The 13,391-nt window shown below is 48.9% G+C and carries 17 protein-coding genes; 9 read left to right on the top strand and 8 right to left on the bottom strand.

Features of this window, described 5'->3' with window-relative positions:
• Window positions 1-5: 5 nt before the first annotated feature.
• Genes M1Q06_RS06185 through mnhG form a run of 7 tightly spaced genes read left to right on the top strand, consistent with a single transcriptional unit; the run spans window position 6 to window position 5,775 of the window.
• Window positions 6-2,420 (top strand): Na+/H+ antiporter subunit A, encoded by a 2,415-nt coding sequence (locus M1Q06_RS06185; RefSeq protein WP_274625589.1) that lies wholly within the window; start codon window positions 6-8, stop codon window positions 2,418-2,420.
• Window positions 2,407-2,829, top strand: coding sequence for a Na(+)/H(+) antiporter subunit B (locus M1Q06_RS06180; protein ID WP_121301100.1), 423 nt, complete (start codon window positions 2,407-2,409; stop codon window positions 2,827-2,829). The genes M1Q06_RS06185 and M1Q06_RS06180 overlap by 14 nt, the downstream gene beginning before the upstream one ends.
• Entirely contained in the window at window positions 2,829-3,176 is a 348-nt protein-coding gene (locus M1Q06_RS06175; RefSeq protein ID WP_121301099.1) for a Na(+)/H(+) antiporter subunit C, read from the top strand. Before M1Q06_RS06180 ends, M1Q06_RS06175 begins: the two co-directional genes overlap by 1 nt.
• Window positions 3,169-4,650 carry a Na+/H+ antiporter subunit D gene (locus M1Q06_RS06170; protein WP_434402270.1) on the top strand — a complete coding sequence of 494 codons (1,482 nt, stop codon included), beginning with the start codon at window positions 3,169-3,171 and terminating at the stop codon, window positions 4,648-4,650. The genes M1Q06_RS06175 and M1Q06_RS06170 overlap by 8 nt, the downstream gene beginning before the upstream one ends.
• A gap of 6 nt (window positions 4,651-4,656) precedes the next feature.
• Complete coding sequence (locus tag M1Q06_RS06165; RefSeq protein ID WP_434402268.1) at window positions 4,657-5,136, top strand: Na+/H+ antiporter subunit E; 480 nt, start codon at window positions 4,657-4,659, stop codon at window positions 5,134-5,136.
• Window positions 5,133-5,411 carry a Na(+)/H(+) antiporter subunit F1 gene (locus M1Q06_RS06160; protein ID WP_121301096.1) on the top strand — a complete coding sequence of 93 codons (279 nt, stop codon included), beginning with the start codon at window positions 5,133-5,135 and terminating at the stop codon, window positions 5,409-5,411. The genes M1Q06_RS06165 and M1Q06_RS06160 overlap by 4 nt, the downstream gene beginning before the upstream one ends.
• Window positions 5,362-5,775: a monovalent cation/H(+) antiporter subunit G gene (gene mnhG / locus M1Q06_RS06155; RefSeq protein ID WP_244201660.1), complete on the top strand. Its 414-nt coding sequence runs from the start codon at window positions 5,362-5,364 to the stop codon at window positions 5,773-5,775. The genes M1Q06_RS06160 and mnhG overlap by 50 nt, the downstream gene beginning before the upstream one ends.
• Before the next feature lie 30 nt (window positions 5,776-5,805).
• On the opposite strand, the gene M1Q06_RS06150 is transcribed toward mnhG, so the two are convergent.
• Complete coding sequence (locus tag M1Q06_RS06150; protein WP_434402266.1) at window positions 5,806-7,299, bottom strand: leucyl aminopeptidase; 1,494 nt, start codon at window positions 7,297-7,299, stop codon at window positions 5,806-5,808.
• 134 nt (window positions 7,300-7,433) lie between these two features.
• Here M1Q06_RS06150 and M1Q06_RS06145 point away from each other — a divergent pair, with 134 nt between their 5' ends.
• Window positions 7,434-7,907: a divergent PAP2 family protein gene (locus M1Q06_RS06145; protein WP_058381190.1), complete on the top strand. Its 474-nt coding sequence runs from the start codon at window positions 7,434-7,436 to the stop codon at window positions 7,905-7,907.
• A gap of 53 nt (window positions 7,908-7,960) precedes the next feature.
• Here the strand turns inward: M1Q06_RS06145 and M1Q06_RS06140 are convergent, their stop codons facing one another.
• The 6 genes from M1Q06_RS06140 to M1Q06_RS06115 all read right to left on the bottom strand — a co-directional run bounded on the left by M1Q06_RS06140 (window position 7,961) and on the right by M1Q06_RS06115 (window position 11,386).
• Complete coding sequence (locus M1Q06_RS06140; protein WP_058381191.1) at window positions 7,961-8,290, bottom strand: YuiB family protein; 330 nt, start codon at window positions 8,288-8,290, stop codon at window positions 7,961-7,963.
• 150 nt (window positions 8,291-8,440) lie between these two features.
• Window positions 8,441-8,569, bottom strand: coding sequence for a YuiA family protein (locus M1Q06_RS06135; RefSeq protein WP_167456537.1), 129 nt, complete (start codon window positions 8,567-8,569; stop codon window positions 8,441-8,443).
• A gap of 175 nt (window positions 8,570-8,744) precedes the next feature.
• Window positions 8,745-9,248, bottom strand: coding sequence for an NUDIX domain-containing protein (locus M1Q06_RS06130; RefSeq protein WP_434402263.1), 504 nt, complete (start codon window positions 9,246-9,248; stop codon window positions 8,745-8,747).
• 59 nt (window positions 9,249-9,307) lie between these two features.
• Window positions 9,308-10,522, bottom strand: a complete 1,215-nt coding sequence (locus tag M1Q06_RS06125) for an NAD(P)/FAD-dependent oxidoreductase (protein ID WP_121301118.1) — start codon at window positions 10,520-10,522, stop codon at window positions 9,308-9,310.
• A gap of 185 nt (window positions 10,523-10,707) precedes the next feature.
• Window positions 10,708-11,070, bottom strand: coding sequence for a HesB/IscA family protein (locus M1Q06_RS06120; protein ID WP_121301093.1), 363 nt, complete (start codon window positions 11,068-11,070; stop codon window positions 10,708-10,710).
• 79 nt (window positions 11,071-11,149) lie between these two features.
• Window positions 11,150-11,386, bottom strand: a complete 237-nt coding sequence (locus M1Q06_RS06115; RefSeq protein ID WP_058381195.1) for a NifU family protein — start codon at window positions 11,384-11,386, stop codon at window positions 11,150-11,152.
• Window positions 11,387-11,469: 83 nt separating this feature from the next.
• Between M1Q06_RS06115 and M1Q06_RS06110 the strand changes: the two genes are divergently transcribed.
• On the top strand, window positions 11,470-11,796 hold the full coding sequence (locus M1Q06_RS06110; RefSeq protein WP_101190012.1) for a YuzD family protein: 327 nt from the start codon (window positions 11,470-11,472) through the stop codon (window positions 11,794-11,796).
• A 444-nt stretch (window positions 11,797-12,240) separates the two neighbouring features.
• Here the strand turns inward: M1Q06_RS06110 and M1Q06_RS06105 are convergent, their stop codons facing one another.
• The gene (locus tag M1Q06_RS06105) at window positions 12,241-13,308 is read right to left on the bottom strand and encodes an NAD(P)/FAD-dependent oxidoreductase (protein WP_434402260.1); all 1,068 of its coding nucleotides are present in this window, start codon (window positions 13,306-13,308) and stop codon (window positions 12,241-12,243) included.
• Window positions 13,309-13,391: the final 83 nt, after the last annotated feature.

The following is a 13,391-nucleotide window of genomic DNA, read 5'->3' as shown; positions in this document are numbered from 1 at the left end:
TTCATTTGTCTCTTGTATTTCTGATTTTCATACCGATCCTTGCAGCGCTGTTTATTCCGCTGCTATTTAAACGACTTGGCCAGATCCATACAGGCTGGTTCGTTTTACTGGTTCCGGCAGCGCTGTTCTTATACTACGCCACCCGCCTTCCTTCAGTTATGGAAGGTGGCACTTATGTATCTGAACTTTCCTGGATCCCTTCCCTCGATATCGCCTTTATTGCGTATCTCGATGGGTTGAGCTTATTGTTCACTTTGCTGATCACCGGGATCGGCGCACTCGTTGTGCTATACTCGATTTTCTATTTGGACAAGCACCGCGAACAATTACATAACTTCTATGTGTATCTATTGATCTTCATGAGCGCCATGCTTGGCGTCGTGCAATCGGATCATTTGATCACGCTGTACTTGTTCTGGGAATTGACTTCGATTTCCTCATTCTTGCTGATCGCTTATTGGTATACGCGCGATCGCTCCCGATTCGGCGCATTGAAGTCGATGATGATTACCGTCTTCGGCGGCTTGATGATGCTTGGGGGATTTGTGTTGCTCAGCATCATGGGCGGCACGTATTCGATCCGCGAATTGATTGCACAAGCACCAGAACTTGCACAGCATGACTTCTTCATCTGGGCCCTGGTGCTTGTGCTGCTCGGCGCATTTACAAAATCTGCCCAGTTTCCATTTTATATCTGGCTGCCGGACGCGATGGAAGCGCCGACGCCTGTCAGTGCCTATCTCCACTCCGCAACAATGGTTAAAGCCGGCATTTACTTGGTCGCCCGCTTGACACCGGTCTTCGCCTTATCTGAAGTTTGGATGTGGCTTGTTGCCGGCGTCGGGTTGTTCACGATGGTGTGGGCGTCGTTCTTTGCTTTGAAGCAGAAGGACTTGAAAGGCATACTGGCCTTCTCGACCGTTTCACAGTTGGGCCTCATCATGTCACTGCTCGGTGTTGCTGCAGCAGCTTATCATGTAGAAGGCGCCGCTGATACGTATTTGAAATACGCAGCGTTCGCGGCGATATTCCATTTAATCAACCACGCAACCTTTAAAGGAAGCCTGTTCATGATCGCAGGCATCATCGACCATGAAACTGGGACGCGCGATATCCGGAAACTCGGCGGTTTAATGAGTTTGATGCCGGTCAGTTTCACGGTCGCATTGATCGGATCCTTGTCAATGGCGGGCCTCCCGCCTTTCAACGGCTTCCTCAGTAAAGAGATGTTCTTGACGGCGATGCTGTCGCTGCAGGAATTCAATATGTTCTCGATGGACGTCTGGTGGGTTTTGTTCCCGATCATCGCTTGGATCGGTTCGGTCTTCACGTTCATCTACAGCTTATATTTCGTCTTCCATACTTTTGCCGGCAAACATCAGCCGGAGCAATTGCCGAAACAAGCGCATGAAGCACCGATCGGCATGCTCATTTCACCGGTTTTCCTTGCCGCACTCGTCGTAATGATTTTCTTCATCCCGAACTTGATCGGGGATTGGCTTGTGAAACCCGCTGTTGCCGCTATTCAGCCGTTTCTTTATGATTCCCCGCAGAATGTGGATATCCACGTTTCAGCGTGGCACGGCTTCAACACTGAATTATTCATGACACTAGGTATTTTTGCAATCGGTGGCTTGATGTTCTGGACGCTGCGCAAATGGCAGCATCTATACGATCTATATCCGGATTCCATCTCACTGAACCGCCTTTATGATGAAATGATGCTGCTCAGCGACGGAGGGGCCAACCGCTTCTCCCGGATTTATATGACAGGTTTTATCCGGTCATACCTCGTCTATATGTTCAGCTTCATGACATTCATCGTGTTGCTGACCTTGTTCTTGAACGAAGCGTTCCAGATCGACTTTAACAATTTGGCGCCAATTGGCGTTTATGAAATTGTTATCCTTCTGGCATTGGTCGGTGCGACTTTGACGATTCTCGGCTCCAAGTCCCGCCTGACCGCGATTATCGCACTAGGGGCTGTCGGCTATTCAGTGGCACTGCTGTTCGTCATCTTCCGTGCACCTGACTTGGCATTGACACAGCTCGTTATCGAAACCATCTCGGTTGCCTTGTTCTTGCTGGCGTTCTATCATTTGCCGCAGATCAGCCGCAAAGAAGAGCGCATGAAATTCCGCTTTGGCAATGCACTCGTGGCACTTGGCGTTGGCGTCACAATGACTTTGGTCGCGTTATCGGCCCATTCACAAAAAGCTATGCCTTCGATTTCCGAATTCTACAAGGAAACGGTTTATAAAGAAGCGGGCGGCGGGAATATCGTCAACGTCATTCTCGTCGATTACCGCGGGTTTGATACCTTGTTCGAAATTGCAGTACTCGGCATTGCGGGCATCGGAATTATTACGATGATCCGCCTGCGCCTCACGAAAAAGGAGGGTCAGCATGAGAACAAATGATGTCATGCTTCAAACCGCCACGAAAGTGGTGACCTTCATCATCTTGATGTTTGCTGTCCATATTTTCTTCGCCGGCCACTATACGCCGGGCGGCGGGTTTGTTGGGGGATTGTTGACCGCAAGTGCCATCGTCTTGTTGATGCTTGCGTTCGACATCCCGACAATCAAGAAGATCCTGCCGATTAATTACGTCGTGCTGACCGCTGTCGGTTTGTTGATTGCTATCGCAACCGCCAGTGCATCGATCTTTTTTGATGTCCCATTCTTCACACATGCCTATGATTATTTCGATTTGCCTTTGTTCGGCGAAACCTCCCTGCACTCGGCATTGTTATTTGATATAGGCGTCTATTTGGTTGTTGTAGGAGTAACGATGACCATTATTCAAACGATTGGAGAGGATGAATAATGGAAATAGTCATGTCGGTTGCCATCGGCTTATTGTTCATGGCGGCTGTATATTTAATGCTATCGAAAAGTTTGATTCGCATCATCATCGGCACAGGCCTTTTGAGCCACGGCGCCCACCTTTTGCTATTGACAATGGGCGGCCTCGGCGGCACTGCGCCGCCTGTTGTGGCTGATGGGGTAACGGTTAGCGATTATGCCGACCCTCTGCCACAGGCGCTGATCCTGACAGCGATTGTCATTTCGTTCGCGGTCACGTCATTTTTCCTGGTGCTCGCCTATCGTGCCTACCAGGAACTTGGCACAGACAATATGGAGCTATTGAGAGGTACAGAAGATTATGAGTAATTTAGCTTTGTTCCCCGTAGTCATTCCATTGATTTTTGCCGCCATCTTGATGCTGTTCCCAAAAAAGCTGCATATGCAACGCGCAGTGGCGATTGCCGGCGTTGCCGCGACACTCGCTTCAGCGCTTGTGCTATTCTCGAAAGTTAACAGTGATGGCGTCCAAGCTGTCACGCTCGGCAGCTGGCCTGCCCCGTTCGGCATCTCTATGGTATCCGATATGTTCTCGGTGCTATTGGTACTGAGTTCCACCATCGTCACGCTGTTCGTATTGTTTTACAGCATCCCGACGATTGGCGTGAAGCGCGAGCAGTCGTTCTACTATCCAGCTGTCCTGTTCTTGATGACCGGAGTTAACGGCGCCTTCACAACAGGCGATATCTTCAACTTGTTCGTCTTCATCGAAGTGTTGTTGATGGCTTCTTATGCATTGATCGTTCACGGCGGTGAAAAGCCGCAGCTGCGCGAATCAATTAAGTACTTGCTGGTGAACATCATTTCATCGGCATTGTTCGTTTCGGCGGTCGCTTACCTTTACTCCGTTACCGGTACGCTCAATATGGCCGACTTGGCTGTCAAGATCCCGCAAATCGAAGCAGTTGGCATCCTAACGGTCATTGCCGTCTTGTTCCTGGTCGTCTTCGGTTTCAAAGCGGCGATTTTCCCATTGTACTTTTGGCTGCCAGGTTCCTATTTTGCACCGCCAATGGCGATTCTCGCCTTGTTCGGCGCATTGCTGACAAAAGTCGGCGTCTACGCCATCATGAGAACCTATACCTTGTTCTTCACGATGAATACCGGTTTTACCCACGAACTGCTGGCGATCATTGCGATTTTGACGATCCTCGCAGGCTGCGTCGGGGCGCTTGCGTATTTTGATGTAAAAAAGATCATCATCTACAACATCATCATTGCGGTTGGCGTCATCTTGTTCGGTATTTCGCAAATGAACGCAGCCGGTGTAGAAGGCTCCATTTTCTATTTGGTGCACGACATGCTCATTAAAGCGGCACTGTTCCTTCTAGTGGGCATCTTGACCGTCATTTTCGGCACCAGCGATTTGCGCAAGATGGGCGGTTTGATCAAGAGTTATCCGCTCTTTGGCTGGACCTTCCTGGTCGCGGCATTCGGCCTTGCCGGCATCCCCCCGCTCAGCGGCTTCCCTGGCAAATTGCTGATCGTCCAAGGCGGTTTCGAAGGCACCCACTTCTGGGGCAGCTTAGTGATCCTGGCGACTAGCTTGCTCGTGTTGCTAAGTGTTGTAAGGATCTTCATCTATGCATTCTGGGGAGAACCGGTGAAGATTGTCACGATTGACCGAAAACATTATCTATCGATGTTCGTCCCGACAGCTATACTCGTCGCCTTGACTGTATTCCTCGGCGCCGGTGCGGAACTCTTCATGCCGTTCATTTCGGACGCAGGTGAAGTGCTACTGAATCCATCGCTCTATATTGACGCGGTATTAAAGGAGTAGGTCAATATGTCTTTACAAGTTCTATTGAATTTTTTCCTGGCGCTCGTCTGGATGTTCATGACCGTGTCGTTCACTCCTTCCGGATTCGTCATCGGCTTTCTAATTGGCCTCGGCATCATCATCTTGATGCGCCGGTTTTTCTCAAACCGGCTGTACATCCTACGCGTCTGGGCGTTGATCTCACTGTTCCTGTTGTTCCTTCGTGAACTTTTCATGTCAAGCATCCAGGTGCTGTCGATCGTCATAAGCCCCAACATGAACATCAAACCGGCCATTTTTGAAATGGAAACGGAACTCGATGACGACTGGCAAGTAACCTTGCTGTCCGCATTGATCACATTAACTCCAGGCACTTTGGTAATCGGCATTTCCGAAGATCAAAAACGCCTGTACATCCATGCCCTGGATTTCGAAGACATTGACTCGGCCGTGTCATCTATCAAGAATACATTTGAACGGGCGATATTGGAGGTGAGCCGGTCATGATGATGTTTTATTGGGTTTCCCTGTTCATCGTCAGCATTTCTTTTGCTGGCCTGTTGTTCCGCCTCGTCAAAGGCCCGACGGTTGCAGACCGCGTCGTGGCACTCGATGCGATCGGCGTGACGCTCGTGTCGATTGTTGCTTTATTGTCCTTGATTATTGAGACGGAATTTTTCCTGGAGGTCATTCTCTTGATGAGCATTCTGTCCTTTATCGGAACGGCCGCCTTTGCGAAATTCCTGGAGAGAGGGGAGATTTTCGATCGAGATCCTCGTTGATATCCTAATCATCCTTTTAATCGGCACTGGCGTCCTGTTCAGCGCCGTCACTGCTCTCGGGCTCGTCAGGCTACCAGATGTCTACACAAGGACACACGCAGCCTCTAAGAGTTCGACACTCGGTGTATTATCAATCCTGCTCGGAACCTTCGTCCATTTTTGGTTTAATGAAGGCATCTTCAATACGCAGATGGTCATTGCCATCGCCTTCCTGTTCATCACGCAGCCGGTTGCTGGTCATCTGATCGGTCGCGCCGCTTATATGACAGGCATCAAAGTCGCGGAAGAAACGGTGCGTGACGATATGGGCCCTGCAATTGAAAAGCGCAAAAACAACCAGCAAGAAGAACTTGAAAACGAATAAAAAAAACGCAGCCAATTTGGCTGCGTTTTTTTATTCCTTATTCCCCAACTTTTCCACAAATAACGCCAGTGTTCTTACCATGGCGCCAGTGCCTCCAGCAGGGCCCAAGTCATGCGCTGCATCGGCGTGCGAAGTTCCGGCGATATCTAGGTGGATCCACGGCGTGTCGCCGACGAACTCGCCGACAAAGCCGCCGCCGAAAATCATATGGCCGTCGCGCCCGGGTGAATTGTTCAAGTCGGCGACATCGCTTTTGCGCAGCCGCTTTTTGTCGCTTTCCGTGAGCGGCAATTGCCAGACGAACTCACCCGTTTTCTTCGAGACGTCCAGCAGTTTGCCGTAAAACGCTTCGTCGTTCGTCAACGCGCCCGTTTTGTCTTTGCCGAGCGCGACGATGACGCCGCCTGTCAACGTCGCCACATCCACCACTTGGCTTGCGCCAAGCTGCTTGGCATACGTGACAGCATCCGCCAATACCAAACGCCCTTCTGCATCCGTGTTGAGGATTTCAATGGTCTTGCCGCTCATCGACGTGATGACATCATCAGGTTTGAAGGCATTGCCTGACACCATATTATCAGTAGAGGCAATGACAGCCACCACGTCCTTGTCCGGCTTCAGTTCGCCGATGACACGCATTGCACCCAGCACAGCCGCTGCTCCGCCCATATCCCCTTTCATCCCGACGATGCCGTCTTTCGGCTTGAGGGAATAACCGCCCGTATCAAATGTAATACCTTTACCGACGAGTGCGAGCGGGGCTTCGAAACTGTCTGTCGCTTTGTATTTCATGACGATCAGACGCGGTTCTTCAACAGAACCTTGGTTGACTGCAAGCAGCGCGCCCATGCCAAGCTCTTCGATTTCGCTGCGCCCAAGGATATCCGTTTCAAATCCGTAAGCTTCGCTGAGCTCTTGTGCATATTCAGCCATCGCTGTTGGCGTCAGGATATTCGCCGGCATATTGACGAGCGTTCTTGCTTCATTGACTGCCTCCGCATGGACTGTGCCGATAAAAGCCGCCTGGCGGATGGCATCTGCTGGCTGCTCTGTCAGAAAGCTCAGCGATTCCACGCGGTGATCCACTTCATTGGAATTCGTTTTGTAATCAGCAAAGCGGTATGCGCCCATTTGGATACCCTCAGCCGCTAGGTGCGCGACTTGTTCGCCGTTCACTTCCCCATTTTCGAAAGAAGCTGTATAGATGGCGGCATGGCGAATTTTTTCTTTGACCAACTGCTTTCCTGCGATGCCAAATGAACGGCGCAACTCATCTTCCGTCAGTTTTTTGCGGTCGCCTATCCCAACAAATAGCACACGAGGGATGTCGCCTTTTAAAGTAGGATAAATGCTCAGCGAGTTCAAGTCGAATGACAAACCGCCTTTAATCCAATCAGCAAGGCGTCCGTCAAAGCGCTTCTCCAATCCTTTCCAGCCATCCGCATTATCGGGATGGCGGCTCAATCCGACGATTAGAATTTCTGCTTCGTTCTGTTCTGTGGGTTTCAATACATTGATTTCCATAAGAATCCTCCTTTTAACTGCATATTCAGTGTAACATTACTTCGGCTTCCGGAATAGCTTGACAAAGCGCGTACTGCCATAGGCATATGATATACTTTCTGTACGGAATTTAAGTGGAAGGGGCTGCTTGCCAAATGGAACTCTTATCCAATACGCCATTAATGATTGCGTTGTTTGCGATTTTTTTCGCCCAATTCGTTAAAATTCCCATTCAATACGCAGTGACCCGTGAATTGAATTGGGGGCTTTTCACATCGACTGGCGGCATGCCGAGTTCTCATTCTGCCGCTGTAACCTCCCTGACAACCGCAGTCGCCTATGAGGCAGGCATTTCATCCACGGTATTCGCGGTATCCGCCTTGTTTGCGGTGATCACGATGTATGACGCAACCGGGGTCCGTTTTCAAGCCGGGCAACAAGCATTGACGATCAACCGCTTGCGCCAGGATTTGAATAATTTTATGGAAGAAACCCGTAAATGGCCTTCGAAAAAAGAAGAAGAGAAAATCGAGGAACTCAAAACACTGCTCGGCCACAAACCGAGTGAAGTGTTCATGGGGGCGCTGACAGGAATCGCGCTGTCTGTCGTCTTCTACAGCATGCTCTAGAAAAAAGCCGGACCGCAAATTGCGGACCGGCTTTTCTTTTTCTATAAACGGCATCAAAACATTTGATACCCCATCTTGCGCAATATTTTCATGACGATTCCAGAAGTGACTGCGCCGAGGAATCCGGCCGTCAGTACGGCAATATCGCTGCCCGTCAACGAACGGATAGTTTCCCCAAGCATCGAAAAGGACTCGCCTGGGGCGGTAAAGTAATCAAATACACCGACATCATCAATGACAAGCAAGATGACAACCGGATACACGACCGCCATTAGCCACGTCATGCGCAGCAGCATGTTCAGCAAAAAGCCGATACCGAAAAACATCACGTAAAAAAGCAGGATGGAAATGATCAATTGGACAATGGTAAATGAACTGTTCATGGACTCTAACCTCCGTTATTCCTTTCCTCAGTTTACCCGAAAGACAAAGCCCTTTCAATGTGGAGGAACAGTATTCATGACTTTGTCACAGAAGCCCTGCCCATATAAAAAAGAGCAGCTATTGCAGCTGCTCTTTCATATTTTCACAGTTTATTTGTTTTTCCCGGATCCTGAACAGCAGGAGCACGTTTCGGAGCCGCCCAACCGTAGTTGGAAATATCCTTGGCCCGCGCAGTATGGGCAATGGGTTGCAGTAGTTCTCTTCTTGAAGACTGTCATTCGAAACACCTCCTCTGTTGTTTTTAATATTCTGATAATTAGTAATATATCACGTATCGCAAATCGCTGCAAATAAAAAAGAACGTTTGTAAACGGATACAAACGCCTTTATCTCCATTATTCTCTTTTATCCTTTATTATTCTATCTTTTTCTAAATTATCTGTTAATTAAAATCTAGTATTTATGCCGAAAAAACAGTTTATAGTCAGTATAGCCAAAAATATGACCAGGGTCGACGTCTTCGATTGGTTCAAACCCTTCCTCGACTATGTACGAAGCCATTTCATGTAGCATGACCGAGGCATCTTCATCTTTCGATAAGTCTTCAGGAGAGCGCCATGCAGCTTCGTAGAGCTCTTCTTGCTGCACTAGGATGTGTTGCTTGTCTTCAAGAGGACGCAGCAAGAATACCGCCATATTGTCGCTGATTCTCTCCTTGATCACTCCCGAGCGGAAACCGATCATGCCAAGCAAGACGCAGTCGATCCCGGTCTCCTCTTTCACTTCCCTCAAGGCTGCTTGATCCACTGTTTCATCTTTTTCGACGAATCCTGCAGGCAACGACCATTTTCCATGAAGCCCGCCGTAACGCTTCTTGACGACGAGCCATTCGTTTTGTTGGTTGACGACCAGCCCAGCAGCACCGAGCCAAACATCTCCTCTTTTGCTTTTCGACATGAATCCCACTCCTTCAGGCTATGTGAAAAAAAGCCCCCCGCACCGGGAGGCTTTCGTTTTTATAGTACGTTAAATTTACCTTTTTTCAAGACGAGGCCAGGGCCGCCAATCATGTACAAGGCACGGTTGTCGATCATTTTCTTCATGAACGACGCACGTTTGCCTGTCACTTTCTTGCCGAAGACAACACCAATCGCATCTTCATCGCCAAGTGAGCAGACAGTTCCTTTCAAATCAGGAACAAACTCTTCCGTCGTCCCGTCGCCAGCAAGCGCTTTGATGTTTTTTGCAATGCGCTCGCCTTGCTGCATCGCAATTTGTGCAGTCGGCGGGTACGGACGGTTTGTTTCTTCATTGATCATCAATGCGCAGTCACCGACGATGAATACATCGGAATAACCTGGCGCACGCATGTCTTTTTCGACTTTAATGCGCGCGCGCATGCTTTCGATGGATGTTTCTTCAATCAAGCGGTTGCCACGGACGCCAGCTGCCCAAACAACTGTGCCAGCATAGATGAATTCAAACTCATCATCATTCTTCTTGATCTTCACACCTTCTGGAGTCGCTTCAACGACAGGCGTTCCGATAGAGAATTCGATGCCTTTTGCTTGAAGATGGCCGACTGCATAATCTACCAATTCAGGATCGAATCCTGGCAAGACCATCGGTGCAGCTTCTACACAGATGACACGTACTTTTTCACGCGGCACGTCGTACTCTTTGCAAAGTTCTGGCACGCGGTTTGCAAGTTCTCCGAGGAATTCGATTCCTGTGAATCCGGCTCCGCCGACAACGATCGTCAAACGGCTGTCGTTCTTCACTTCTTCAGTAGACCATGTCGCAAATTGGAATTCGATGTGCTCGCGGATATAACGCGCAGCTTTTACATTGGCGATCGACAACGCATATGTGTCGAGGCCTTCGATTCCAAAAGTTTCCCCTTCAAAGCCAAGGCCGATGACAAGATAATCGTATGTGAATTCTCCGTTGTCAGTCGAAACCTTTTTGCTGTCTACATCGATGCCTTCGACAGTGGCTTGAACAAAGTTCACTTTGCCGGTATCGATGACGTCTGCGATATCGTAGCGCACTTGTTCCGGAAGCAGTGTTCCTGCTGCCGCTTCATGGAGCCATGTGCTTTCGTAATGATATTCATTTTTGTTGATGAGCGTAATGTCCGCAGCGTCTGTCCCAAATTCTTTTTGCAGATTCACTACAGTGGTCAATCCACCATAGCCTGCACCTAATACTAATATTGACGGTCTTTTCAACACAATCGCAACCACCTTCAAGTCATTTTATGTACCGGAAATAATGAAACAGATTCCAGTAAACACCTATCCTCTATATTAGCCCTTTTGCAAATGCTTTTCAACAGTTGAATGCCCTTACACAAGATGCGCAACAAAAGCGAAAATTAAAAAAACCCGCTTTTGTCACAAAGCGGGTTTTTGCATCAGCAGTTTTCAGGAGTCCCTGCTTTTTTCGCGGTACGGAAACTTGTTCCACATCCGCATGAGGCGATGGCATTCGGGTTATCGATGGTGAATCCGCCGCCCATCAAGGACTGCTTGTAATCCACTATAGTCCCTTGTAAAATCGGTGCATCTTCCTTATTGATCAAGATACGGATGCCATGCTGTTCGTATTGATCGTCTGTTTCTGCCGCTTCCGGCTCGAAACCCATGCCATATGTCAGGCCGCTGCAGCCGCCGCCTTTTACAGCCACGCGCAGGAAAGATCCTTCCTCTTCGTTATGGCGCATCATTTCCTTCACTTGGAAAGAAGCGGCTTCTGTAATTTCTACAACTTGTGTCATCTACGTTCACCCTTTCTTTTCCATTTTGCTACCCGCATGGGGCAGACATAAAAAGGGACCTGCAAAAGGCCCCTGGATATTAAAAGACTTGTTCCACTTCAACGACGCCAGGAACTTCCTCGACAAGCGCGCGTTCGATGCCCGCTTTCAATGTGATTGTTGAACTTGGGCAGCTGCCACAAGCACCGAGCAAACGGAGCTTCACGATGCCGTCCTCTACATCCACCAATTCACAGTCTCCCCCGTCGCGCAAAAGGAATGGCCGTAATTTATCTAAGACTTCCATTACTTGATCTTCCATCATAGCTTCAGTCATTTCTATCGACTCCTTTCATTACAATCATTATAATGTGAATAAGCACAAAAAGCCAATAATGAATTTCCAGGAGGCCAATATCCATGACAAAAATCCCGAACATCGAAGTTTACGGAACCGACCAGATCTGCGCCAGCTGTGTAAATGCCCCGTCGTCCAAAGATACCTACGAATGGCTCGAAGCAGCGATCTCCAGAAAATACAAAGACCAACCATTTTCAATAAGCTATATCGATATTGAGAAACCGTTGCAAGATGCAAAACAGCAAGAATATGCGGAGCGAATTTTGGAAGATGAGTTTTTCTACCCGCTCGTGCTGATCGAAGGTGAAGTGGTTGGCGAAGGCTATATTCAATTAAAGCCTGTCTACCAGGAGCTCGAGAAACACGGCTTTGCCGCTGCTGAATAAATAAAAAAAGCGCTCCGGGAGCGCTTTTTCCAGGTTATCGAGAAAGGTAAGAAATCGTATTTTCCGAAGCTTATCGCTCGCTTTCCGTGGGCTCGCGCCCAAGCCTCCTCAGTCGCTTCGAAACCCTTGTGCTCCCACATCTGCGTGGCAGATGCGTCGCAAATGAATGCGCTCAGCTAAGCTTCGCTCATTCATTCCTTGCGGGGTCTCGGTCGTCTCGCTATTCCACAGGAAAGATAAAGTCGACCTGCGGGAGACATTATCTTTGCGAAAGTAATGCGCAGCATTATTGAGCAGAAGGGTTTACGAGCGAACACTTCTCCAAATACTTAAAGAGTTCGTTGATTGTTGAATGTAAAAAAAACGATTCCATTCTAATTCGTAATGAAGTAATAGACTTCTTCAACACTCTGTAAAAAAGCGCTCCGGGGAGCGCTTTTTTCTTTACCCATTATGCCATTTATACATCCACAAGACGCCTGATTTCATCAAACGCGCAATGCGTCCGGTAACGGTACGGTCTGCGAGATAGGCAAAGCCTTGTTTTTTCCCGAGCGAGCCAAGGAAGCCTTTCAGCTTGATCTCTGGCATCGTCTCAGGCAATGCTTCGCCTTTCCATTTCATGCGCAGCACTTTGACAATCTGTTCAGCTTGTTCTTCTGCAAGCTGTGCAGAAGGCGCCATTGGCAATGCGGCACAGTCGCCGACGACATAGACATTCTCATCGTTCGGCAATTGGTGATATTGGTTGATGACGACACGCCCGCTACTGTCGCTTTCCAAATTCAAGTCGCGTACCGGCTTGACCGGCTGGATGCCCGCCGTCCAGACGACTGCATCGACCGGAATCGTTTCTTCGTGGTTGTGGAGCAGATTAGGCTCCACTTTGGTGATATTCGAATTGGACACGACATCAACGTTATTATTATCGAACCATTTCTTGACGAAATTGCTGAGCCGCTCCGGGAAGTCGCGTAAAATTCGCGGACTGCGGTCAAATAGCTTGATTTGCAGGTCTTTCCGGCTTTCACGTAGTTCACTGGCAAGTTCGATGCCACTGAGCCCTGCACCGACCACGCCGACTGTGGCTCCTGATTTCAGTCCAAGCAAGGCTTCATAAGTTTTCCGCGAGTTGCCGATGGTTTGGATGCTGTACGTGAATTCATCCGCTCCCGGAACGCCGTGGTATTTGTCGATGCAACCGAGCCCGATGACCACTTCATCATAGGCGATGCGTTGGCCGTCTTCCAAAAAGATGCATTTTTCCTCCAGGCCGATCTCACGAATTTCGCCATTGACGATTTTCAGGCGTTCGTGCTCCGGAAACGGGACGCGCACCTCGTGGTCAGATTCAGTGCCTGCAGCGAGTGCGTAAAATTCTGTTTTCATGCTGTGAAAAGGTGTGCGATCAATGAGGATAATTTCCATGTCCTGCGGGAAATTATTCGGCAAGAGCCGAAGCAAGACCCGCATATTGCCATAGCCGCCACCTAGTAAGACTAATTTCTTCATATAATTCTCCTTTAGCCCGTCATTCTGCTGTTGATTCCAAATATGAGTATAGCTGATTGTGATAACTTTCACAATCCTTTCAA

It is taken from the genome of Planococcus sp. 11815, from assembly GCF_051096385.1.
Classification (GTDB): domain Bacteria; phylum Bacillota; class Bacilli; order Bacillales_A; family Planococcaceae; genus Planococcus; species Planococcus citreus.
Note: the sequence above shows the minus strand (reverse complement) of the source record. Positions and strands in the feature narration are given on the sequence as shown.